Annotated in this window: 21 protein-coding genes, 1 other RNA gene and 1 pseudogene; 7 read left to right on the top strand and 16 right to left on the bottom strand. The window is 41.3% G+C overall.

Features of this window, described 5'->3' with window-relative positions; all coding sequences use genetic code 11:
• Positions 1-983 precede the first annotated feature (983 nt).
• The gene (locus HWQ41_RS06795) at positions 984-1,439 is read left to right on the top strand and encodes a helix-turn-helix domain-containing protein (protein WP_292760891.1); all 456 of its coding nucleotides are present in this window, start codon (positions 984-986) and stop codon (positions 1,437-1,439) included.
• A gap of 428 nt (positions 1,440-1,867) precedes the next feature.
• Here the strand turns inward: HWQ41_RS06795 and ssrA are convergent.
• The 14 genes and pseudogenes from ssrA to HWQ41_RS06725 all read right to left on the bottom strand — a co-directional run bounded on the left by ssrA (position 1,868) and on the right by HWQ41_RS06725 (position 12,223).
• Positions 1,868-2,257, bottom strand: a transfer-messenger RNA (tmRNA) gene (ssrA, locus tag HWQ41_RS06790).
• A 250-nt stretch (positions 2,258-2,507) separates the two neighbouring features.
• A complete protein-coding gene (locus tag HWQ41_RS06785) occupies positions 2,508-2,636 on the bottom strand; it encodes a hypothetical protein (protein ID WP_292760889.1) in 129 nt (42 codons plus the stop codon).
• 350 nt (positions 2,637-2,986) lie between these two features.
• Positions 2,987-3,934 (bottom strand): F0F1 ATP synthase subunit gamma, encoded by a 948-nt coding sequence (locus HWQ41_RS06780; RefSeq protein WP_292760887.1) that lies wholly within the window; start codon positions 3,932-3,934, stop codon positions 2,987-2,989.
• Positions 3,935-4,099: 165 nt separating this feature from the next.
• Complete coding sequence (atpA, locus tag HWQ41_RS06775) at positions 4,100-5,620, bottom strand: F0F1 ATP synthase subunit alpha (protein ID WP_292760886.1); 1,521 nt, start codon at positions 5,618-5,620, stop codon at positions 4,100-4,102.
• A gap of 237 nt (positions 5,621-5,857) precedes the next feature.
• Positions 5,858-6,412: an ATP synthase F1 subunit delta gene (atpH, locus tag HWQ41_RS06770; protein WP_292760885.1), complete on the bottom strand. Its 555-nt coding sequence runs from the start codon at positions 6,410-6,412 to the stop codon at positions 5,858-5,860.
• Positions 6,409-6,981, bottom strand: coding sequence for a F0F1 ATP synthase subunit B (locus tag HWQ41_RS06765; protein ID WP_292760884.1), 573 nt, complete (start codon positions 6,979-6,981; stop codon positions 6,409-6,411). Before HWQ41_RS06765 ends, atpH begins: the two co-directional genes overlap by 4 nt.
• Positions 6,982-7,153: 172 nt before the next feature.
• Positions 7,154-7,585 carry a F0F1 ATP synthase subunit B' gene (locus HWQ41_RS06760; RefSeq protein ID WP_292760883.1) on the bottom strand — a complete coding sequence of 144 codons (432 nt, stop codon included), beginning with the start codon at positions 7,583-7,585 and terminating at the stop codon, positions 7,154-7,156.
• 592 nt (positions 7,586-8,177) lie between these two features.
• On the bottom strand, positions 8,178-8,426 hold the full coding sequence (gene atpE, locus HWQ41_RS06755; protein ID WP_196521630.1) for an ATP synthase F0 subunit C: 249 nt from the start codon (positions 8,424-8,426) through the stop codon (positions 8,178-8,180).
• Positions 8,427-8,578: 152 nt separating this feature from the next.
• The gene (atpB, locus tag HWQ41_RS06750) at positions 8,579-9,340 is read right to left on the bottom strand and encodes a F0F1 ATP synthase subunit A (protein WP_292760880.1); all 762 of its coding nucleotides are present in this window, start codon (positions 9,338-9,340) and stop codon (positions 8,579-8,581) included.
• Between the two features lie 60 nt (positions 9,341-9,400).
• Entirely contained in the window at positions 9,401-9,841 is a 441-nt protein-coding gene (locus HWQ41_RS06745) for an ATP synthase subunit I (RefSeq protein ID WP_292760879.1), read from the bottom strand.
• Between the two features lie 285 nt (positions 9,842-10,126).
• Positions 10,127-10,285, bottom strand: coding sequence for a hypothetical protein (locus tag HWQ41_RS06740; protein WP_292760878.1), 159 nt, complete (start codon positions 10,283-10,285; stop codon positions 10,127-10,129).
• A 102-nt stretch (positions 10,286-10,387) separates the two neighbouring features.
• The gene (locus tag HWQ41_RS06735) at positions 10,388-11,569 is read right to left on the bottom strand and encodes a class I SAM-dependent methyltransferase (RefSeq protein WP_292760877.1); all 1,182 of its coding nucleotides are present in this window, start codon (positions 11,567-11,569) and stop codon (positions 10,388-10,390) included.
• An 82-nt stretch (positions 11,570-11,651) separates the two neighbouring features.
• A pseudogene (locus tag HWQ41_RS06730) lies at positions 11,652-11,798 on the bottom strand (element excision factor XisI family protein); the annotation flags it as partial.
• 83 nt (positions 11,799-11,881) lie between these two features.
• Complete coding sequence (locus HWQ41_RS06725; protein ID WP_292760875.1) at positions 11,882-12,223, bottom strand: hypothetical protein; 342 nt, start codon at positions 12,221-12,223, stop codon at positions 11,882-11,884.
• A 233-nt stretch (positions 12,224-12,456) separates the two neighbouring features.
• Between HWQ41_RS06725 and HWQ41_RS06720 the strand changes: the two genes are divergently transcribed.
• Positions 12,457-13,191, top strand: coding sequence for a 2-phosphosulfolactate phosphatase (locus HWQ41_RS06720; RefSeq protein WP_292760872.1), 735 nt, complete (start codon positions 12,457-12,459; stop codon positions 13,189-13,191).
• 19 nt (positions 13,192-13,210) lie between these two features.
• On the opposite strand, the gene galE is transcribed toward HWQ41_RS06720, so the two are convergent.
• Positions 13,211-14,227 (bottom strand): UDP-glucose 4-epimerase GalE, encoded by a 1,017-nt coding sequence (galE, locus tag HWQ41_RS06715; protein ID WP_292760871.1) that lies wholly within the window; start codon positions 14,225-14,227, stop codon positions 13,211-13,213.
• Between the two features lie 10 nt (positions 14,228-14,237).
• Complete coding sequence (locus HWQ41_RS06710; protein ID WP_292760870.1) at positions 14,238-15,650, bottom strand: sugar transferase; 1,413 nt, start codon at positions 15,648-15,650, stop codon at positions 14,238-14,240.
• A 756-nt stretch (positions 15,651-16,406) separates the two neighbouring features.
• Between HWQ41_RS06710 and HWQ41_RS06705 the strand changes: the two genes are divergently transcribed.
• From HWQ41_RS06705 to HWQ41_RS06685, 5 genes are all read left to right on the top strand, one after another.
• Entirely contained in the window at positions 16,407-18,641 is a 2,235-nt protein-coding gene (locus HWQ41_RS06705) for a polysaccharide biosynthesis tyrosine autokinase (protein ID WP_292760869.1), read from the top strand.
• Positions 18,625-20,112, top strand: coding sequence for an oligosaccharide flippase family protein (locus HWQ41_RS06700; protein ID WP_292760867.1), 1,488 nt, complete (start codon positions 18,625-18,627; stop codon positions 20,110-20,112). The genes HWQ41_RS06705 and HWQ41_RS06700 overlap by 17 nt, the downstream gene beginning before the upstream one ends.
• Positions 20,113-20,199: 87 nt before the next feature.
• Positions 20,200-20,643, top strand: coding sequence for a hypothetical protein (locus HWQ41_RS06695; protein ID WP_292760865.1), 444 nt, complete (start codon positions 20,200-20,202; stop codon positions 20,641-20,643).
• The gene (locus HWQ41_RS06690; RefSeq protein WP_292760864.1) at positions 20,640-21,755 is read left to right on the top strand and encodes a DegT/DnrJ/EryC1/StrS aminotransferase family protein; all 1,116 of its coding nucleotides are present in this window, start codon (positions 20,640-20,642) and stop codon (positions 21,753-21,755) included. Before HWQ41_RS06695 ends, HWQ41_RS06690 begins: the two co-directional genes overlap by 4 nt.
• A complete protein-coding gene (locus HWQ41_RS06685; RefSeq protein ID WP_292760863.1) occupies positions 21,752-23,008 on the top strand; it encodes a hypothetical protein in 1,257 nt (418 codons plus the stop codon). The genes HWQ41_RS06690 and HWQ41_RS06685 overlap by 4 nt, the downstream gene beginning before the upstream one ends.
• Positions 23,009-23,010: the final 2 nt, after the last annotated feature.

The raw sequence follows: 23,010 nt of genomic DNA, 5'->3' as shown, positions 1-23,010 counted from the left end.
GTATTTAATTTTGCTTATTAATCTAGTTTTATCCTAATTTAAAAATATCATGATCCTCATATTATTTGACAATAAAAATTTTAAAATCAACTATCACACATCCAGGACTGTTATAAAAATCTTTCTTTTTCCGAATGACGTATGAATCCTAAGTACATACCACAATTACAAAGTCTCTTTGTAATTGTGGCGCAAAATCTTGGGCGATCGCCAAATCGATGTCTTAAGATAATAGATTTAGATGTCAAATAGAAAAAGTTAGTTTTTTAAGATCCTCTCTTATAACTAAGTAGGAAAAGTAGGAAAGGTAGGAAAGGTAAGACAAATTTTCCGCACATTTTAAATATCCATCAGATAAGCTGTTACTACTATTTTTCCAATGGGTATTAAATATATTGTTGTCTCAAGCAAGAATCTTGTTACGTAAAATATAAATTTTATGTAAAGTCGAGAAAACAGATGTCTTTTTGGAGAGAATCAAGGCCAAGTTTCTGAGACGAGTTGAATAAAAAGAACTGAGACTCTATATCTTTTTCTGCTCATTCAAGTATAAACTAGCCTAAAAATCATTTTTAAAGTTTCGATGAATCACCGTAAGAATACGAATAATCTAATAATTTTAATGATACAGTTCTTTATAATCAACTTCAGCATCAATCAAAACAACGCCAACAAATTATTTTCATCATAGCCATAAGCTACACCTTCTGGCTATCGAATGTACACGCCCATACAGAGGCTAAGGGTGTCGTTTTTTGTGTGCCTAACTTTTTACGAAAATTCATTACCGATGATAAATTACAAACTTTAATAATGTTCTCAAGCTAATACTTCACGCATAATAGCCATAAGGCTAAACTTCGGCATACTTAATACTTGTTATTTAGTTTATAAATGTATTATTAAATACATGCCGTAGTAGATATAGAGGCGTGAATAGACATAACAATGCCAAAAATTGACTGTGTGAAAGGTTATCGTTTATGGGATGCCGATTAAAAGTTTTTCTAAATGAAGAAGAAAAGCTGACTTTAGAAGAGTTAAGAAAAGCCAAAGATGTTCCTCAACGTACCAAGGATCGTGCTCAAGTTTTACTGCTGAATGCTCGCGGCTTAAAAAATGAGCATATTGCTAAAGGCTTAAACTGGGCAATTTCAACAGTACGTCAAACCCTTCATCGCTGGGAAAAGATGGGTTTAGCAGGTCTATGGGATGCTCCTGGTCGAGGGGGAAAACCCCGATATTCGGAATCAGACTTGGTTTATCTAGAAAATTGTTTAGCTCAAGAGTCACAGACTTATAACTCAAAACAACTGGCAAAAAAACTGGCATCTGAGCGTCAAGTAAACTTGAGTGCAGATCGATTACGACGGGTACTTAAAAAAAGGGGAAGGAGGTTTGGAAGCCCACGTACACAACCTCAGAAACAAAATAATTAAAGCCCGCATCTATCACAAAATTTATCCCACCTATACGAATGTTGGCGTGGGGTAAATTTTGTAGACACAGAATACCTCCTCAGAATTACTTGTTCATATTTTTTATGATTTAATCTAAATTTTTCTTGGACAACTCAAATAATTTCGGATTTTGGGTTTTGAATTGATTCCTTTCTTGGCTCAATTCCATCTATTTTACCGTAGGGGCAATTCATGAATTGCCCCTACATTTCGTACTTGATGCGTAAGTCCTAATTTAGTTGTGTTTACACAGCTAGGACTTACGCAAAATATCTCTCAAACTCTGATTTCTCCGTGTCCTCTGCGCCTCTGCGGTTCGTTATTTCGTAACTTGTGCGTAAGTCCTAACAGCAAAAAACAAAATCCACCTTGATATCAAATTACCAGGTGGACTTGTTAACTATTTTTAGTGGATCCGAGCAGAGTCGAACTGCTGTCCAAATTGGGTATTGACCCCCCGCTCATTCACAGGTTTAGCCTTTCTGACCCTCAAGGCGGGAATCATTCATTATCCCGAACGTAGGATGCTCTGATTTAATCTTAGCCAGCAAGCCAACCAGAGAACGCTTGCTAGAGCATCCGTTGGGGTTTGGTCTTCAGTCCTTAACGGAGTCAAACTAAAGACGCTCGAACCTATAAGAGGTGTTTAGGCAGCTACTAGAGCGTCCTTACGAGCAAAGTTAACGATGTTGTTCGCATTTACTTTTTTTTCGAGCCTTTGATTTGCGAGAGGAGACTCACTCTCGACCTGAATCACAGAGCAGCGTTCGCCAACCTGTCGAAACCGTGACGGACCCATGCGCTTCATATTTCAATTATAATACGCAATTTTTGAAATGTGTTACTAGACAAAAAATATTTGGTTCATACGAGTACTGCTTAGAAACACATATAGCAATCCGATTTGATTCCTGAATCACTTGTAGAGAAAGGGAACGGGGAATAGGGAATAGGGAACAGGGAAGAAGGAATAAAGATATACTGAGTTTTTTTCAAAAATCAAATAGGAGTCTAGAACTAGCCCTTTCAAGGTGAGCAGATGTACTATCACGGTTTTTGCGGCATTTTAGCCATCGGCTGGAATTGAATAAAAAATCTATCCTTTAAACCCCAGATTTTTGGACTGTAAATTAAGCGTAAGCGATCGCCAAAATCCCAGAATCGGCTGAAAAACATGATTTTCTCATAGTACAAAGGTTCACCTTGAAAGGGCTGGTCCTAGAGTCCTATAGTATCTTTATAGGAACTTGGCTGTAGACCATAAATGTAGTTGGCACACAGGGTGATGTCTTTATAGCCGTTTTCCGTAAACACATGATAAATTCGTCGCGTCCAAACCAATGTAGGGGAAAATTTTGTAACTCTGGAAGGAAACTGCGATGCCGTTCGCGGAGCGTCTCGTAGAGAAGGCGGGCTACGCCTACGCACTCAATTTACCAGAAATAAAATAGCCAATTGCTAATCTTAAAATAATTAGCAATTGGCTATATATTACAAAGCACTACAAATAAATAATTAGCTATACCCTAAGTTAGTGCTTCAGCACCACCCACAACTTCAAGGAGTTCTTGGGTAATTGCAGCTTGTCGGGCTTTGTTGTAAGACAATGTGAGAGTGTCAATCAGTTCACCGGCGTTCTCACTGGCATTACTCATGGCTGTCATCCGCGCTGCTAATTCACTAGCCGCCGATTCTTGCAGCGCCCGTAATAACTGGTTACTCAGATACAAGGGCAATAAAGAATCGAGAATCTGTACTGGATCTTGCTCAAAAATCATGTCAGGAGCCAACAGGCGGACTTGCTTAGTCACTTTCTCCCGTTCGACTTCAAATTTACCGCCACGGGTTGTCAAGCGGAAAATTTCATCATCGGCTGCTTCTAGACCTTGCGGATCGAGGGGGAGTAAGGTTTGCACCACGGGACGGGAGCTAACCAAGGAAAGGAATCTGGTATAGATTAACTCGATGCGGTCTACTTTTTCCGATAGGAATAAGGAAAGTAGTTGCTCGGCAATCTGATTGGCTTCTGGTGCGGTGGGAATTTGCTCTAAGCCGCTGTAAGTAGCATCAATGGGCTGATCGCGGCGTTGAAAGTACTGTGTAGCTTTGCGTCCGACGATCACAAATGTATAGTCTAAACCTTCTGCCTTGATTTCTTTGGCGCGGTTTTCTGCACGACGGATAACGTTATTATTGTAACCGCCGCATAGACCGCGATCGCCTGAAATAACCAACAGCCCGACTGACTTAACTTGGCGTTTTTTCAGTAGTGGCAGGTTTGCTTCTTCAAAGCGCAGACGGCTTTGCAAACCATACAATACTTGTGCCAAGCGATCGGCAAAGGGGCGAGTCGCTAACACTTGTTCTTGCGCCCGACGCACTCTAGCTGCCGCAACTAGGCGCATCGCTTCTGTGATTTTTTTGGTGTTTTTGACCGACTGAATGCGATCGCGTATTGCTTTTAAATTGGCCATATTCCGATTTTAGATTTTAGATTTTAGATTTTAGATTTGGGGTTTCAGATTTTAGATTTAATCCTGAATCCAAAATCCTGAATCCAAAATCTGATGTTAGATTTTAGATTTGGAATTTCGGATTTTAGATTTAATCCAAAATCCAAAATCCAAAATCCAAAATTGCTATGCTGTTGCTTTGAAGGTCTTCTTGTATTCGGTGAGTGCTTCCTTCAAGGCAGCTTCTTCTGCGTCACCTAGTGCTTTAGAGGCTTGTACTCCTTGTACATACTGGGGTTTACCAGTCTTTAAGTATTCCCGCAGACCTTTGGTGAAGGTGGTTACTTGATTTACAGGGAGATCATCTAAGTAACCATTAATACCGGCATACAAAATTGCCACTTGCTCGTATACTGAGAGTGGCGAATTTTGTGGCTGCTTGAGGAGTTCGCGCAACCGTTGTCCCCGTGCCAACTGGTCTTGAGTGGCTTTATCCAAGTCGGAAGCAAATTGAGCGAAGGCTTGCAGATCGTCAAATTGCGCTAGTTCCAATTTAATCTTACCGGCAACTTTTTTCATTGCCTTGGTTTGAGCCGCAGAACCCACACGGGATACAGAAATACCAGGGTTTACAGCGGGACGGATACCAGCGTTAAACAGGTCAGAAGACAGGAATATCTGACCATCGGTAATGGAAATTACGTTGGTGGGGATGTATGCCGAAACGTCACCAGCTTGGGTTTCGATAATTGGCAGGGCGGTCATACTGCCTTTACCTAATTCATCACTCAGCTTTGCTGCTCTTTCTAACAAGCGGGAGTGGATGTAGAATACATCTCCAGGGTACGCTTCGCGTCCGGGTGGACGACGCAGCAGTAGGGACATTTGCCGATAAGCTTGGGCTTGCTTGGAGAGGTCATCGTAAATTACCAGGGTAGCTTTGCCCTTGTACATAAAGTACTCAGCAATAGTTGCGCCTGTGTAGGGAGCTAGGTATTGCAGGGTTGCTGGTTCACTGGCACTGGCGGCGACGACGACGGTGTAATCCATCGCGCCCTTTTCTTGCAATGTCTGCACCACGTTAGCAACTGTGGAAGCCTTTTGACCGATCGCAACGTAGACACAAACTACATCTTCTTCTTTTTGGTTGATGATGGTGTCGATCGCGATCGCAGTTTTGCCAGTTTGGCGATCGCCAATAATCAATTCCCGTTGACCACGACCAATGGGAATCATTGAGTCAATCGCTGTGATACCCGTTTGCATGGGTTCGTGTACAGACCGACGGGCAATGATACCGGGTGCAGGGGATTCAATCAAACGGCTTTCTGAGGACTTGATCTCTCCCTTACCATCAATGGGACGACCCAAAGCGTCTACAACTCGTCCAATTAAGGCTTCTCCTACGGGTACTTGGGCAATTCTACCAGTAGCGGTTACAGTACTACCTTCTTGAATTTCCAGCCCTTCACCCATAAGCACCGCGCCCACGTTGTCTTCTTCTAAGTTCTGGGCAATGCCAATTGTGCCATCTTCAAATTCTAAGAGTTCCCCAGACATAGCCTTTTCCAGACCATAAATCCGGGCAATACCGTCACCAACTTGTAGAACGGTACCAACGTTAGCAACTTTGACCTCTTGATCGTATTGCTCGATTTGTTGTTGGATAATGCTGCTAATTTCGTCAGGTCTAATTGATATGCTCATGTGTCTATCTTTTTTGCTTTCGAGACGGAAAAATTAATTCAGTTAGGAGTAATGAGTTAAGAGTGAGGAGTGATGAGTTGAGAGTGATGAGTTAAAAATGCAAAAATTACAAGTTAAAAGTCAAAATAAATTACTATTTACTTAACTCCTAACTCCTAACTCCTGTACAGAGGCGATTAATCGCGTCTCTGCTCCTAACTCCTAACTTCTAACTACTAACTCCTAACTCCTAACTTTCTAACTACTGGTTAAGCGCAATGAAAGGCGGCGCAACTGACCCCGGATACTGGCATCAATTACCTGCGAGCCTACTTTAATGATCACACCACCAATTAACTCGCTGTCTACCTTGGTTTCTAGTTCTACCTGGCGAGAATTCGTGATGGCAATGACCTTTTGGATGATTGCCTGCTGTTGAGCTTGTGTGAGGGGAACGGCTGAAATTACTTCCGCTAATACGGTTTGATTCAGCTGCCGCAACAGCGCCAGATATTGTTGAAAAATCGATTCCAAGAAGGCAATGCGGCGTTTATCTACTAGTATTAGCAAAAAATTGCGTAAGTAGGGGTTAGCGCCTTCACCGAGTATTTGTTTGATCAGAGCTTTTTTGTTCTCAGACTGAATAAACGGGTTGCTGAAGAAGTTTTGTAGCTGTTTGTCTGCTCTCAGCAGGCCCAGGAAAGTACGCGCATCTTCCCCGAACTCTTCTGTCAAATTTTTCGATTGCGCTATTGACAAAAGTGCCTGTGCATAAGGCTGGGCTACTTCGGCTGTTGCTACTTGGCTTGTCATACATTGCCTCCCAGTTGTGCGATGCTGCGGTCAATTAAACTTTGTTGAGCATCGTCGGCAATCCCGCCTTTGAGTTGCGATTCGACTTTTTGCAATGCTAGTGTAGCAACTCGTTGCCGCAGTTGAGCGATCGCTCGGTCTGTTTCACTGTTTAAATCAGCTGCTGCTGTTTGTTTCAAGCGTTCTACGTCTTGCACTGCTTTCGCTAACAGGGCTTCTTTAGCCTTGATGGCGTTTTCTTCAGCAGATTTACGGATACGTTGTGCTTCTGCCTGAGATTGGGTCAACTGCTCTTGCGCTTGGGATAGCGCCTTCTGTGCCTCTTTTAAGCGCCCTTCTGCTTCCTGAATTGCGGTGGCAATATTGGCTTGTCGCTCGTTCAGGATATTGCTTAAAACTTTACGTCCGAAGTAGAATAGTATGCCAATCAGAATCGCTATATTGATGAGATTGGTTTCAAAAATGTCTAGGTTTAGACCGAAACCACCTTCTCCTGAGCCTTCTGCCAATTCAGAGTGAACAGCGTTCGCTTCTGCGGCAAGTAATAACAATGTGCCCATCATACCCATTTACAAGTGCGCTGCTCGCTTGCTAATACGTTGTATTTTACGTTACAACCCCGTAGGAAATAAAGTATCTTTCCCCGAAGGGAAAAAAGTGCCTTTTTTTGACACTTAATTAAGCGCTCTGGGACTAGCGCCCAGTTGCGCGTATGCTTTCAAGAGAACCAGTTTTGTTAGTTTATCTAACTGGAGTTGGTCCCAATAGTTTTTCTAGAATCTGCCTACTTAGAGCATCAACTCGTTGCTCTAAGGTACGCATAGCTTCCTGCTTTTGTTGCTCTATTTCAACAGCAGCTTGTTCTCGTTGAGACTGAGCTTCTTTTTGGGCCTCAGCGATTTTTTCGGCAGTAATTTTCTTAGCTTCAACTTGAGCTGCTTCTACAGTAGCTTGCGATTGTCTGCGTGCTTCTGCGAGCTGCTGCTCATATTCAGTAGCTAAACGTTCAGCTTTCGCCAAGCGTTCCCGCGCCTCAAGGGTATTAGTTCGGATATAATTATCGCGATCGTCTAGTACCTTGGTCAGTGGCTTATAGAAAATTACATTCAACAAAGCTGCCAATAGCAGGAATTGTAATGCCATGAAGGGCAAGGTAGCATCGAAATCAAACATTTCTCTCCTCTTTGGCTGGAGTAGCAGTTTTCCTGGCTAGCAAAATTATCCAACCTTTGATATTGTTAAAGACCCATAGCCAACAAGGGTCAAGGGATTTTGGATTTGCAATTTTAGCTTGAGCCAAAAGAAGCCCCACACCATAATTTTTAATTTGGTGTTGGGATGAATTTTGGAGCGGCGACGATTACATCTATTCCCAAAAATAACCGTAGGTTTTTAAGGAAATAGATGTTTGAGTTGTCGCCAAAGCACTAAAACTTCGACTTCGCTCAGTTTTAGCAGTGAGCGAAGTCGAACTGCTAAGTATTAAGTGCAGCATCCTTGCGGATGTGGTTACATGAGCCAATGTTTAACCAAGGTTTCAAGCTGATAACACTTCCCCTCAACAATAACGGGATGTTTAATTATCAACCGCAGTGTCCGGGACTAGGAAACGGGTCGCTAACCCTACATCCAGGAGTGCCTATACATTCTTGGAAAACATAGTAACCCTTGCATAACCGGTCATTGAAGCTAATGACGAACCTCTTAATTTCTTAAGAGAGCTTACGCTGTACAGCTTGCTGTCAGCGTGTGGAGTCGTCATGTCTTATCCTGCGAAGGGGTTAGCAAACAGTAGTACTAGGGCAATAACTAGACCATAAATAGTCAGGGATTCCATGAAAGCCAAGGTTAATAGCAGAGTACCGCGAATTTTTCCTTCTGCTTCTGGTTGACGGGCAATACCTTCTACTGCTTGTCCAGCAGCATTTCCTTGACCAATACCAGGGCCAATTGCAGCTAAACCAATCGCTAAAGCAGCAGCGAGAACTGAAGCAGCCTGCACTAATGGATCCATTTTAATTTTCCTTGGTTTGATTACAAAACTAACAAATGTACGTTAACGACTAGAAACGTGTTTTTCACGCTTGCTGCACCGAGTTCTGACAAATCGCTTTTGCGATGTTTTGAGCAAATATGCTCTTGGAACTGTGCTATCAACTGAGAAGTTTAATGCTCCTCATGCTCTTCTCCACCGTGTCCCTCGATTGCCTCATGAATGTATGCCCCCGCTAGGGTAGCAAAAACCAGGGCTTGAATGGCACTGGTAAATAAACCCAAGGCCATTACAGGCAGAGGTACAAATAGAGGAACTAGCAGCACCAGCACCGCTACTACCAATTCATCCGCCAAAATATTACCAAATAGCCGGAAGCTTAGGGAGAGGGGCTTGGTGAAATCTTCGAGAATTGCGATCGGCAATAGAATGGGTGTTGGCTCTATATATTTCTTAAAGTAGCCCAAACCCCGTTTGCTAAAACCTGCGTAAAAGTACGCTAAAGAGGTTAGCAGTGCCAATGCAACAGTCGTATTGATGTCATTGGTGGGAGCTGCCAATTCACCCGAAGGTAGCTTGATGAGCTTCCAAGGAATTAGCGCACCCGACCAGTTCGATACGAAAATAAACAAGAACAATGTGCCAATAAATGGCACCCAAGGGCGATAGTCTTTCTCACCGAGTTGGTTTTTTGCCAAATCACGAATAAATTCTAGGGCATATTCCATCAAATTTTGGATGCCTTTGGGAATTCTTTGTGCGTTGCGAGTAGCAGCTATTGAAGCCACTACTAAAATGCTAATCACAAACCATGATGTGAGAAAAACTTGCCCATGAATTTTAAGATTGCCCAACTGCCAGTAGAAATGATGACCTACTTCTAATGCGGCGAGGGGAAAAGAATTAAAGGCGTTTAAGACACTAAGCATTTGCATTCTTCAAGCATTTTCCCCAACGAGCGAGGATGGGATTATTGTCTTTGTGAGCCTGACTTTTTAAGAATCAGTAATGAACGCAATTTGCACCATATAGACGAGGAGCGTGGCTTTGTAAGTGAGAAATCCCAAAAATATGGGCAGAATCTGTAGCTCACGCCATTGAGTTGCCACGATCATCACTCCCATAAATAGAGCAAAACGAGTTTTGCTCAAACTGGTTTTCTCACTACCCAGCTGCTCAACGTCTCTAGCCAGCATTTTTAAGTAAACCACACCTGTACACGCCCCAATTAAATAATTAAGAGCAATGTTCAAGGAATAAAAAATCCACACAGAGATAAAAATAACCCCCGTCAAGACAAGCGTGATTACCAATAATCGCTGGAAGAGTTGATAGAACTCTTGCATGGAGTTATCTGATTCTGCGTCTTCAGAATCAGTTTTAGCATCTTGTTGCGTTGTCGGAGTGGGCGCAATTGATTCGTCTGACAAGCTCACGGGACTTGAAACCAGTACAGTTAAACATGATGACTGCACATTCAGTCAGCTGAATCATATCACGATGCGGTAACAATACTTTAGGAAAAAACAATTAACTTCTTGTCAACATTAGACAGTCAGTAAAATCGCGCCCCCACAAGCGAGAGAGCAGATGATGATGTGAGGGAGTGAGGGGTGAATAATCAATAATCGCTGCCTGAAAATTCAAAATTTCTTCCAATTCCAGATTTTTTGAGAGAATAATTTCCTCCAAAGAGGTTACATAGCATCTTGGTGTTTGAATTAAGTCGGTCTCAATAAAATCAACTGGTGCTTGAGGAGTGTATGAACGTACCGCAAATCAAAATCGTAGAGTAGCGGCTTGTTGTTAAACATCGCACCACTGCTGAATTCCAGAAAACTCCAACTTTTGGGATGTACAATACCCCGTTTCTTGGGCACTTTCCTAATCTACATTAATTTGCTAAAAGTGGTGATGAGCGATCGCTCATCGCCACGAGTATAAATTGATTAGTCTTAACTCAGTATCGAAATGTAGTGTAATTAAGCAGGTGTCAATAAAATCAGCTGTTGCTGAAGAAGTGTTTTTACCCCATCCAATCCCAGTTCTACACCTGCCAAAATCTCTGCAACTGTGAAATGTTTATCACATCTTTGCATAAACTCAAACTCTGCTACTGATAAATTAACAATCTGGTAATCGTAATTAAAGAAACATTGACTGGGAAATCCTTCAATACAAGGATTAAGTTCGGGAATCGCTGCCAATAGGGCGTTATCGTCTGTCCAGTCGGCTTTGATTAAGGGAGGACGACCGAGGAAAAACTCGTAATGAGTTACTTCTGGATCTAGTAATTCTATCAGACGGTAAAGCTGGCGATCGCTGAAATCTTTTGCTCGTTCGACTAACTCTGGTGCTTTGCCCAAAAGTCTCTCCAAATTCCAGAAACTCGGATTCGAGAAACCAATAAACTCCAATCCTGAAGCATCAATTAATTCAAATAGCGTCTCAATGTTGTAGTCAATTTCTTGGGGATGAACGTACATATCAGCAAAGTATTCATCCTTGTGGTTTTCTAGTGACCAACGTTGTTTATCGTATTTGACAATTCGGTTATTTTCTGGTAAAGAAGCGAAGATTTGCCGCCCAACTTGGACACCATCGCGGTAGTCGCCTTTTTTGTCACCTTGAATCAGTGCGATCGCTTTTTGCATGAGTTGAATTTCCCAGCGCCCCAATTCTCCATACACAAAAATGTGCATCAAGCCGCCTGGGGCTAACTTCTTCGCCAAAGCTTGAATACCACGAATTGGATCGGGGGTATGATGTAAAACACCAACACAGTTAATTAAATCAAACTCACCCGGCAACTGTTCCACGTCAAACAAGCTGAGGTGATGAAATTCAACGTGGTTAGCCCCTGAACGCTGACAACGTTCTTTGGCGACAGCTAAAGCGCCTGTACTGAGGTCAATTCCCACAACAGAAGCTTGGGGATTGAGGTGAACCAAGTACTCTGTACCCACACCAGTACCGCAACCTGCATCTAAAATCCGAATATCTTGCCTTTGGGGTTTTTGACCTGTGCAGAAGTTATGAGCGGCTAGCCAATTCCAGCGCCAGTTGTAGCCTGGAGGTGGTTCATCCAACAGAGCTTCTGGCGGAAAGGGGTAGGTATTGTAGAGTTTGGCAACAGCAGCACTAACAGTTTGAGAATCGGACATGATCAGGAATAACGCAGTATTTCTGAGTTTACCGGATAGTGGATAATCAGGGCAAAGATTACTATTGCTTATTTCCTGCTACTTATCCAACAGCAAAGTCAGTAAATTGGCGTTTATAAGGAGCGTGAAATCCTAATACAATATCTTCTTTAGATACCCCAGCCGCGATTAATTCGTTAGCGATGCCCATTTCTGTACCATCTCTTTGTATCCAAATTTTTTTTCTTTGATATTGTCTTATGCGTTGCGTGACTAGTGGATGACTATTTTGAAATAAGGACAGATGGTCTGTATCTAATATCCACATAATACTCACTTTGTCTCATTCTTAAAGTCAATTTGACTCCGTTCAGCTTCTATGTATTCCAGCACATCAGCAAAAAGAGGGTTATCTTTGTGCATTCCCGCAAATTTCATCCAAGGATGTTCGGTTTGGGGAAGCTCAATTTCCAAAGTTACTATTTCTGGTTCTCGCTCTTGTAAAAGTTGAATTAGTTTCTCTAGCGCTTGTTCTTTAGTCACACCAGAGCCTTTAAAATCTGGCAAGCCTAAAACTGTCGCACTAACTCTGCCATCTTGTTGATTTTCAATCAGCACATCATAAGTTAACTTGGGTGCAGTATTGTTAGGATAAGTTTTTACAGTTAAATTCATAATATTTTGAACCTTGAAGTTTTATATTGATTATAACTGCTGACCTACTTACTGCTAATTTTTAGTTCGTAGTGTACCCCTTAAGGGAAGCAAGCTACGCGTAGCTTCTCGTAGAGAGGGCTGAAGCTCTAAAATTAGCACTCTTCGTGCTGACTACAAACCTTTAATTATTTACACTAAGTTTATTTATCTATGGTTTTATTTTTATCATATTGTCTTTTGCGATCGCTCCAATGATTTACAACCAATCAGAGTTTAATCTGCGCTGTGAGTGGGGACTACAAGGAGTTGCTCAACTCGCTCCTATCAGTGATGTAGTTGTGATAGTTGACGTTCTCTCTTTTTCTACCTGTGTGGAAATCGCCACCAACAACGGTGCGATAATTTTTCCCTACGCGATGAGAGATGAATCTGTCATAGATTATGCCAAGTCAGTGCGAGCAGAGTTGGCAAGTCATAGACAACGTTGGACTACAACAGGATATTCTCTCTCGCCAAAATCGGTTGTTCAGATTCCGGCTGGAACTAGACTAGTTTTACCCTCACCGAATGGTTCTTTTCTGACTTTACATACTGGGAATACACCAACTTTGGCTGGTTGCTTGCGAAATTGCCAAGCTGTAGCGCAGTTTGCTCAAAAGTATGGCGATAAAATCGCTGTGATTCCTGCCGGTGAGAGGTGGAAAGATGATGGTAGCCTACGTCCTGCATTTGAAGATTTAATTGGTGCTGGGGCAATTCTCAGTTATTTAGATGGCAGTCTATCACCAGAAGCGGAAGTGGCTGTGGCAACATTTCAGGCTTTCCAGCAGGATTTACCGGAGTACTTTAAAAAATGCAGTTCGGGTAAAGAGTTGATTGAAAAAGGTTTTGAGTCAGATGTTGAACTGTCCGCCGCCTACAACGTTAGTGATTGCGTGCCTTTCTTTACTTATAATGCTTATGTAAATTACACGCTACAAGGTTAATTAGGTGTGACAGTTCTAATTATGTATATGCCATATTTAGATGCTTCTGCCTTACCAAGTTACTCCTCTGTTTTTCCCAAGTAATAGTTGTGTTGATAATCTCGTCTAAATCATTGTGCTTTGGTTGCCAACCCAAAACCCTACGGATTTTATCAGCACAAGCTGCAACACAGGCAGGATCGCCCGGACGACGTGGTGCGGCAATAACGGGAAAATCTACACCAGAAATAGCCTTAACTCTTTCAATAACTTGTCGCACACTGTATCCTTGCCCGTAACCGCAGTTGAAAATTTGGCTTTCCCCTCTTTGTTCTAAGTAATCCAAAGCATCTAAGTGAGCAGTCGCCAAATCCTCGACGTGGATATAGTCTCGGATTGCAGTTCCATCAGGCGTGGGAAAATCAGTACCAAAAATTCGTACTTCCGGCTTGCGCTGGAGTGCCGCATCACAAGCAGCCCGAATCAAGTGAGTAGCATTCGGTGACATTTGCCCCAATAGTCCACTTGGTTCAGAACCTGCTACATTAAAGTAACGTAGAATTACGTAGCGTAGTGAAGATACTGCTGCATAGTCCTGGATCAGCCATTCACTCATCAACTTTGAACGTCCGTAAGGATTAATGGGCTGTGTGGGATTCGACTCAGTAACAGGATTTTGTTCCACTTCTCCGTACACTGCGGCTGTGCTGGAAAAAATCAACTTGTTAACACCCATAACGCTACAGCAGTGCAGCAAATTCAAGGTGTTGCGGGTGTTGTTTGCGTAGTAGTCGAGGGGATGAGCTACTGATTCTGGAACAATCAGACTAGCGGCAAAGTGTAAGACGGCGCTGAATTCATGCTGGGCAAAAACTTGATAAAGATGCTCAGTGTCTACTAAATCGCCAATAATTAGTTTCCCGTGTAGTACGGATGCTGATGAACTTGTAGAACAGTTGTCGTAGACCACGACATCATAACCAACTTCCCCCAGTTGACGAACTACATGGGAGCCAATGTAACCAGCACCGCCAGTTACCAATATTTTCTTTTTCATTTCTTTTTCCTTATCTACCTTTACCTAACAAAACAACTCGAATGGTTTTGAACGCGATCGCTAAATCCAACCAAATGGAATAATTCTTGATGTAATACAGATCGTAAGAAAGCTTTTCATAAGCATCTTCAATAGATGCTCCATAGGGATACATAACCTGTGCCCAGCCTGTAATTCCCGGTTTTACCAGATAGCGTACTTCATAGTAGGGAATCGCTTCTTTGAGTTTGACATCAAATTCTGGTCGTTCTGGACGAGGCCCAATCAGACTCATTTCACCCTGTAAGACGTTCCATATTTGGGGTAATTCGTCAATACGTAACAAACGTAGCCAGTATCCGACTTTGGTGATCCGTCGATCGCGTTGACTAGCCCACTGTGCCCCCAGCTTCTCTGCATCCTGATACATGGAGCGAAATTTATAAACTCTAAATGGTTTACCGTATAACCCACTTCGCTGCTGACTGTACAATACTGGCCCAGGACTATCTAATCTAATTAGCAATGCAACCAACAACAGAAGTGGTGCAACTAATACTAGTAAAAACAGTATCAATATGACATCGACAACTCGCTTCAGTTTCTTGCTGAAGTAACCAGGCATTAGGTTAAAGCCATCGCTAAAAGCCAACCATTTATCTTGTAGCAGCGATGAAGGTAGTTTATACCAAAATGTTTCGTAAACATCCGGCAATGTGTAAACCGGAATACCTCGCAAGCGCATCTGCATTAATTGTTGTGCTTCAGATGTAGAAAAATTTATCTGCGCTGTAACTATGACTCCAGACCAGGATTCTTGACTCCATTGCGACAAATCGCTCAGATTTCCCTGATCACTCAGATTGCTTTTTGGTAAGTCTATGGTTTTTTGATTTTCCTCCGCTAGAACTGTCAACTTTCCTAAAGGATTAAGTCCCAGCAATTTTTGTGCAAATTTAATGGCATTATCTCCCGCTCCTAGTATTAACCAACGACTTTTCTCTTCGTGCGATCGCACCAATTTCACTGCCACCAAGCGCAATATCACTGCCCAAATGGTAAAGATTCCCAAGCTAGGTAGAAAGACACTCCGCCACGATACCGGATTATGTTGGGCAATACCTGACAAGTAAATGAGCGCAGAAATAAAGAACGCGATCGCAATGTTACAAACAATAATTCGAGCCGGCGCTCTCAAACCTGCAATTTGCCGATCTGGATAGTAAGCATCTGCTAAATAAAATGCTGCAAGTATCATGCAAACAAATCCATAAAGCAATGGATTGAGCCAATGTAAGGGTTGATCTAAACGCAACCATTGTGCGATCGCTAAACAAATGAGCAACCCAAAAATATCCCCTAACAAGAGCAATATCGGTAGGCTGCGGACTATATTTGGCAACCTAGCATTGGTAGGGCGACTAACATAAATTGTAAGAGTCATTGATTTTGATTATTTTTCAGTATCCTGCTATTTATTTGTTCCTTAAAAGCAGCAAGAAATTCAAAGATGGTAATACTAAAAACTAGCTGTATTGTGTCAAAGCATAGAGAAACGAGAAATTTTTCTCATGCTCTGTTTTTCAAAGCAATTGGGTATTGAGTATTAGAAGCTGGAAGGGTAATTGTCAGTGCCTTTGCATAGTATGTCTATAAAAAACATATTTTACTTGTGTTGGCTGTCCGACTCACACGATAGATTTAAAGTTCTTGCTTTGACATTTGCATAATGCCATGAATGTAGTCTCTATAAACTTTAAATTTAAATAATTACAGTAAATTTACTTTGAAAGTAGATATTTACAGAGTGATAAAATCATGGCAAAAAATTTATTCTATCTGATAAAAGGCTATTATCAACTTAATATCAAGCTTTGTAATTTATAAAAAGCTGTTATCAACTTCATACCAAGGATTGGAATTGGTGAAGGTACAGTAACATTCACATAGATTTGGTATTAAATTAATTAAAATTTCAATAAAGAATATAAAAAATACGTTGACATTTAGGTAATATTTCTGGGATAACAAAGATGTAATAAAAAGGAAAGCGATCTGAGAAAATTACAGATAGGTCTGGTATTTTATATATATTTAGTTTTGTAAATAATTAAACCTAAGTATGTCCAAATGACTATCTTGGACTACCAAAGTTGAGGAGCAAAATTAGTAAGTATTCCAGGTATTCGCAACATATTCCATGCCCTCTAACCAAGAAGACCAAAACTCCCTAGATTTGCAACAATACTGGCTGATTCTGAAAAGGCGTTGGCTACTGATAGCTGCGGTGACTGGCTCTGTTTTTGGACTGTCAGCTTTAATTGCCATCAGACAAAAACCAATTTATGAAGCAGAAGGCAAGTTGCTTTTCAGCAAAACTGACCGTGTTTCTTCGCTGACAAGTCCCTCGACACAAGTTGGAGAGTTAAACGGTGTGACTCAACTAAGCAGCCCATTGGATACAGAAGCTGAGATAATTCGCTCCAATCCAATAGTTAAGAAAACCATTACTAGCCTAAGCCTGACAGATAAGAAAGGAACACCTCTAGAAATAGATGAGTTTCTCAAAAAACTCAAGGTGAAAAGTATCCGAGGTACAGATATTTTGGCGATTTCTTACCGCAGTAGCGATCCAAAAGAAGCCGCAGCTGTTGTGAATTCGATGATGAAATATTACCTAGCAAACAATATTAACGTTAATCAAGCCCAGGCAAGGGTTGCAAAGAGATTTTTGAGTAACCAATTGCCTGATGTAGAGGCAAGGGTAATTAGAGCAGAGACAGCTTTGCGTAAGTTTAAAGAAGAAAACAAGGTAGTTGCTTTAGACCAAGAAGCTACCACAGGTGTAGAAAGGCTCAATGAGTTATCTGGTCAGATAACTCAAGCTCAGTCAAACTTGGTAGATGCCGCGACTCGCTCACAACTTCTGCAACGCCAATTGAAATTGAATTCGCTGCAAGCTTTAGATATAGGCAATTTAAGTCAATCCAAAGGTGTGCAGGAGGTGCTAACAGAATATCAGAAAGTGGAAAACGAGTTAGCGGTGGCACAGACTCGCTATACAAATGAACATCCAGCGATCGTTAATTTGATGGCAAAAGCAGCAGCTCTCAAAAAACAGTTAGGAATGCGAGTTTCGGAAAACGCGGGCAGCGAAAAATCTGTACCAACGCAAAATTTACAGATGGGAGAACTCAAGCAGACTCTAACTGCTCAGTTGGTGCAGTCGGATGTGGAACGTTCAGCATTAGCCAATCGAATTAAGGTTTTGCAGGATGCATACACAATGTCCCAAAAACGGTTGGGTGTCTTACCTCAATTGCAACAAAACCAACAACAGCTAGAGCGACAGTTGCAAGTAGCACGAGGAACTTATGAAGAACTGCTGAAGCGATCGCAAGAAGTGGATGTCGCTGTCAATCAAAATGTCGGTAATGCACAGGTGGTATCTATAGCTTTACTTCCTAACAAAGCACCTGACAAAACTACACTCGACCTGGCGGTGGGTGGATTTTTGGGAATTTTATTAGGTGTGGGGATAGCTTTAATGTTGGAAGCTATGGATCAATCCCTGAAAACTATTGAGCAAGCTCAACAGCTATTTGATTATCCGTTGCTGGGTACAATTCCTCACTTAGGTCAAAAATCTAAAGGTGGTGAGGCAGAGTCTTTATTAGAACTGTCAATGAGAGAGAATCCTTACTCGGTAGCGAATTCAGCCTTTGAGATGCTTCAGACGAACTTGGATTTTACCGTTTTTGATAAACCGCTAAAAGTAATTGCTGTGGTTAGTTCAAGTCCAGGTGAAGGTAGGTCGTTTGTGGCATCTAACCTGGCAGTGGCTAAAGCACATATGGGACGCAAAGTGCTGTTGGTAGATGCGGATATGCGTCACTCTTGCCAACAACAAATCTGGAAATTACCCAACTTGCTAGGACTGAGTAATGTTTTAGTCGGTCAAGCAGAGTTTTCCTGCACTACCCAAAAAGTAATGGTTAACTTAGATGTGCTAACCGTTGGAACAATTCCACCTAATCCGGCAGCATTGCTAGACTCACAGCGCATGGCTTTGTTAATTCAAGAGGCAGCCAAAGATTATGATTGTGTCATTATTGATACTCCTGCCTTGAGTTTGTTTGGTGATGGACTGATGCTAGGCAAGATGGCAGATGGGATATTGCTGGTTGTACGTCCTGGAGTGCTTGACTCTGCTGTTGCTAAGAGTACGAAGATGATGCTTGAGCAAGCGCGATCGCACGTTTTAGGAATGGTGGTGAATGCGGTTACTACTGAAAGCGGGTCTGGTTACTATCACTCTAGGGGGTCTTACGGTAGAAAAAGGTCTGCTTTGAGTCAGATAAGTTTGCCTGGGATTCGACGTTCAAGAAGTTTATTTATTTACTATATGTACTATATATATGAGTACAATTACTAGCTTAATTAAGAGTGGTGCTTGGTTAAGCGTAGCCAATATTATTTCCAAGTTAACAAATGCTTTAGCTTTGCCTATAATAGCGAGATTACTAGGTCCTCAATCTCTAGGAATTTACAATATTGTTATTTCATTAGCGCAGACAGTCCAAGGGTTCTCTGGTCTGGGTATAGAAATTGCGCTACAACGTAATGGTGCTAGACATCAAACAATTGGAACAGAGGCAATTGGGCGGCTGTTTGGTGTTGCTTTTACGCTGATTTGTTCTGTTAATGTTGTCATGGGTTTAGGAGTTTGGCTTTTCCGCAAACCACTGGCTGAACATTGGTTGACAGAACCCGGTGTTTCCCCTTGGTTGGGTGCAGCCGCTATCTTAGCTGGGTTACAGCCTCTGGGTAATATTCCTTTACTCTTTCTCGTAGGATTACAAGATTTCCGAGCTTATGCCATTCGGTCATCTCTAGGGTTGATCGTCGGTAACACTGTAACTCTATTATCTGCATGGCAGTTTGGTTTGAAAGGAGCAATTGGAGGGCTAATTTTATCCGCAGTTCTTCAGATTGTTTGGAGTTATTTGATTGTGAAACCAGTGCTTCAAGCTAAAGCAATTCACTTGCGCTTTGACCACTTTTGGCAAGAAGTGCGCTCCATTCTCAAATTTGGTTTGCCTTACTATCTAGGCACAAATCTTCTGTTCAGTTTGATCAACCTGCCGTTGATGGGATTAGTGAGTCATTATAGTGGCTTAGAGAGTTTAGGATATTTACGAGCAGCTCAAAATATGGGATCACTGGTTGGGTTTATTCCATTAGCAATTGCTCCAGCCGTCATTTCCCATCTATCTGCTAGTTCCACAAACGAAGGTCAACATGGATATTTAAAATCTGTACATTTGAGAAGTGTATGGATTCTGCTTTTGCTTTCATCAAGTACGACCTGTTTGTTTTTACCTAATCTCATAACTTGGCTTTTTGGAACAGACTATCAACCAGCAATTATCCTAGCTTGGTTATTTCTGTGGGCAAGTGTACTAACAGGGATAACCGCAGTCTCAATCCAGTATTTAGTAGTAGATGGCAAAACAGCCAGAGTAGGATGGGGGAGTACCATCGGTGCAGTATGCTGGGTTCTACCTGCTCTAGTCCTAATTCCTCGGTATGGTGCATTAGGCTTCTTGATAAGTCACGTAACCAGTAGCATCGTTGAAGTGTTGTTACTTGTGTATCCAGCAATTGCTAATGTTAAATCAGAAGATTTATTGCTACTAAGAAATCTAACTGGTTTAAGTGGTTTCTTATTCTTATGGACATTGATTGTTTTTCTGCTTCATCTCAATAATATTTTGACATATTTGCTATCACTAGCAATAGCAATGGTAGCCGTTTTATTTATTTTTATGTATGTTCTTCATTCTGCTGAACAACTTAAAGTAAAAAAAGCCTTGCGCTCTATGGCAATCCGAGTTGGTTTGTGAGAACTGCATCTTCTAGTTACAGCTGTTACACACTCAGCAATTATTTAGGATTGCGGAAATTAGATAAAATTTACCCTCATTGCAAAAATGATCGACCAAATTACCCACCAGAATCAGCTACTCGCCCTAATTGTTTCCCAAAGATTTGACAAACCAGGGATTCACTTTTTCACACCCAATGAACTTTCTCAACAGATGGCTTATATGCGTCACCCAGTGGGGAAAGCCATTCAACCCCACGTCCACAATCCTGTACCTCGTGAAGTGCAATATACCCAAGAAGTTTTATTCATTAGAAAGGGGAAGTTGCGGGTAGACTTTTACAGCAACCACCAGAAATACCTGGAAAGCCGAATTTTAGAATCTGGTGATGTCATCCTCTTAGTCACTGGTGGACATGGTTTTGAGGTGCTTGAAGAAATCGAGATGATTGAAGTTAAGCAAGGTCCCTATGTGGGTGAGCAGGACAAAACCAGATTTATTGGCATTACCGCAGAGCAAGCCAAAATAGTTGAGTTGAGTAAGCTATGAATCCAGTTCCAGTAAATGAGCCACTGCTAGATGGCAACGAGAAGAAATATTTATTTGAGTGTATCGAAACAGGCTGGATTTCTTCGGAAGGACCGTTTATTAAACAATTTGAAGAACAATTTGCTACCCGATTAGGACGTAAATATGGTATTGCTGTTAGCAATGGTTCTGTTGCTCTTGATGCGGCAGTTGCCGCATTAGGAATTGGTCAAGGGGATGAGGTGATTCTCCCTACATTCACAATTATTTCCTGTGCTGCTGCGATTGTGCGTGCTGGTGCTATGCCAGTGGTGGTAGATTGCGATCGCCATACCTGGAATATGGATGTCAGCCAGATTGAGGCGAAAATCACACCGAGAACAAAAGCCATCATGGTTGTGCATATCTATGGGTTGCCTACAGATATGGAGCCAGTCCTAGCCTTGGCTGATAAACATGGGCTGAAAATCATTGAAGATGCTGCCGAAATGCACGGTCAAACCTATAAAGGTCATCCCTGCGGTAGTTTTGGCGACATAAGTACCTTTAGCTTCTACCCCAACAAGCACATCACCACTGGTGAGGGGGGAATGCTGGTTACGGATGATGAAAAATTGGCGGAACGTTGCCGTTCTTTACGCAATCTGTGCTTTCAGCCCCACAAACGCTTTGTCCATGAAGAATTGGGCTGGAATTTCCGCATGACCAATTTGCAAGCGGCTCTTGGGGTTGCCCAGTTGGAACGACTGGATGAATTTGTGGCTCGCAAACGCCACATGGGGCAAAGATATACAGAACTGTTATCAGATATTGCTGGTTTACAGTTACCCATCCCAAAAACTGACTATGCCGAGAATATTTATTGGGTGTATGGCTTGGTGTTGAAGGATGAAGTGCCCTTTGATGCGGTCGAGGCAATGCAGCGTTTGGGTAAGCATAAAATTGGCACTCGTCCCTTTTTCTGGTCTATGCACGAGCAACCTGTATTCCGAAAAATGGGGTTGTTTGATGATGTGTCTTGTCCTGTAGCAGAAAAAATTGCCCGTCGCGGTTTTTATATACCTAGCGGGATGGCGTTGACCGATGAGCAAATTCAAAGGGTATCACTTACACTGCGGGAGGTATTGAAATGAGTCTTTTTGGCAAATTACCGAGCGATAATATGAATACAAATAAGCCATGTTCTATATTCTTTTATGATGATTGGCTGAGTGCTTCCCCATCCACTATTAATTTAGCAAAAGTTTTAGCCCAGAATGGATATATTGTTACTATTTATACTGTAAAATCAAATTATCCTAGAATTGAGCAATTACCTACGGGCATTTTTGTTCTCTATATAAATCCTTCAATTTCTCTAAAATTTTCTCAAATTTTTTATCAAAATAATTTGGGTTTATTAGTTCGAGTTATAGAATTAATTTTGTTTACATTCCAGATATTAGCTCATAAAATTAAACAAGGTTTTGTGGGTTGTAAAAGTGAAATTAGTATTGGTATTGATTCAAGAGGAAGTATTTTGGCATTCGCCGAATCTTTCTTTTTTAAAAGCAATTTAGTATATTTTTCCCTGGAATTGAGAAATCAGAAAAACACAAAATTTGACCGAATTGGTAGAATACTAGAACGATTTATTTACAAAAAAATGGATTGCATTTTAATTCAAGACGAAGCACGTTTTAGGCATCTCTCTGAATATCATGAATATCATCATAAACAAGTATTTTATATCCCCAATTCAGTTAATTCAAAATCATTAACCTCTGGAGGTAATCTCTCCTGTAACTATTTTGTAGAAAAATTTAATTTAAATCGGCAAGAGGATCATTGTTTAGTTATTCAAGCTGGGATGGTTAACGATGATGTTTTTTGTAGTACTCTAGCTTATGCTTTTAAATCTATCAAGCAGAAAAATGTTTCTTTAGTTTTTCATGAACGTAAAAAGAGACAATTGGACGATCCTTACATTGTTTCATTAAGAAACATTAATTCTCAAAATCTATTCTTATCTTTAGATCCGCTTCCTTTAGAGGAAATATATAAAGTTTTTAGCTCAATTACTATTGGTTTAGCTTTTTATAAAGATATAGATGCAAATAACTCCGAGATTGCCAAAGCTTCAGGCAAGTTGTCTGGATACTTAGAATATGGAAAACCTGTTCTTATGAACGATCTACAATCTCTAGCTGAATTAAATAATAAATATCAATTTGGGATTGTGATTAGAGATCCTTCTAATTCTTTAGAAATTGAACAAGCTCTTGAAAAGATTTTAAACAACTATGAATTCTATAGTAAAAATGCTTTGGATTGTTTTAAAGAAGAATTTGACTTTTACACTAAAACTAAACCATTCATAAATTTTCTGTTAAATAGGTTATCGTAATT

The organism is Nostoc sp. NOS(2021) (assembly GCF_017115025.1).
In the GTDB taxonomy this organism is placed as follows: domain Bacteria; phylum Cyanobacteriota; class Cyanobacteriia; order Cyanobacteriales; family Nostocaceae; genus Nostoc.
This window is presented reverse-complemented; position numbering and strand designations above follow the sequence as displayed.

Coding starts and splice junctions, on each gene's coding strand:
- HWQ41_RS06725 (WP_292760875.1), bottom strand. CDS start 12,223: ATGAATTTAACTGTAAAAACTTATCCTAACAATACTGCACCCAAGTTA.
- HWQ41_RS06780 (WP_292760887.1), bottom strand. CDS start 3,934: ATGGCCAATTTAAAAGCAATACGCGATCGCATTCAGTCGGTCAAAAAC.
- HWQ41_RS06705 (WP_292760869.1), top strand. CDS start 16,407: ATGCCCTCTAACCAAGAAGACCAAAACTCCCTAGATTTGCAACAATAC.
- HWQ41_RS06735 (WP_292760877.1), bottom strand. CDS start 11,569: ATGTCCGATTCTCAAACTGTTAGTGCTGCTGTTGCCAAACTCTACAAT.
- HWQ41_RS06720 (WP_292760872.1), top strand. CDS start 12,457: ATGATTTACAACCAATCAGAGTTTAATCTGCGCTGTGAGTGGGGACTA.
- atpH (WP_292760885.1), bottom strand. CDS start 6,412: ATGACAAGCCAAGTAGCAACAGCCGAAGTAGCCCAGCCTTATGCACAG.
- HWQ41_RS06785 (WP_292760889.1), bottom strand. CDS start 2,636: ATGTTTTTCAGCCGATTCTGGGATTTTGGCGATCGCTTACGCTTAATT.
- HWQ41_RS06760 (WP_292760883.1), bottom strand. CDS start 7,585: ATGTTTGATTTCGATGCTACCTTGCCCTTCATGGCATTACAATTCCTG.
- HWQ41_RS06795 (WP_292760891.1), top strand. CDS start 984: ATGGGATGCCGATTAAAAGTTTTTCTAAATGAAGAAGAAAAGCTGACT.
- HWQ41_RS06765 (WP_292760884.1), bottom strand. CDS start 6,981: ATGGGTATGATGGGCACATTGTTATTACTTGCCGCAGAAGCGAACGCT.
- HWQ41_RS06700 (WP_292760867.1), top strand. CDS start 18,625: ATGAGTACAATTACTAGCTTAATTAAGAGTGGTGCTTGGTTAAGCGTA.
- atpE (WP_196521630.1), bottom strand. CDS start 8,426: ATGGATCCATTAGTGCAGGCTGCTTCAGTTCTCGCTGCTGCTTTAGCG.
- HWQ41_RS06690 (WP_292760864.1), top strand. CDS start 20,640: ATGAATCCAGTTCCAGTAAATGAGCCACTGCTAGATGGCAACGAGAAG.
- HWQ41_RS06695 (WP_292760865.1), top strand. CDS start 20,200: ATGATCGACCAAATTACCCACCAGAATCAGCTACTCGCCCTAATTGTT.
- atpA (WP_292760886.1), bottom strand. CDS start 5,620: ATGAGCATATCAATTAGACCTGACGAAATTAGCAGCATTATCCAACAA.
- atpB (WP_292760880.1), bottom strand. CDS start 9,340: ATGCAAATGCTTAGTGTCTTAAACGCCTTTAATTCTTTTCCCCTCGCC.
- HWQ41_RS06685 (WP_292760863.1), top strand. CDS start 21,752: ATGAGTCTTTTTGGCAAATTACCGAGCGATAATATGAATACAAATAAG.
- HWQ41_RS06710 (WP_292760870.1), bottom strand. CDS start 15,650: ATGACTCTTACAATTTATGTTAGTCGCCCTACCAATGCTAGGTTGCCA.
- galE (WP_292760871.1), bottom strand. CDS start 14,227: ATGAAAAAGAAAATATTGGTAACTGGCGGTGCTGGTTACATTGGCTCC.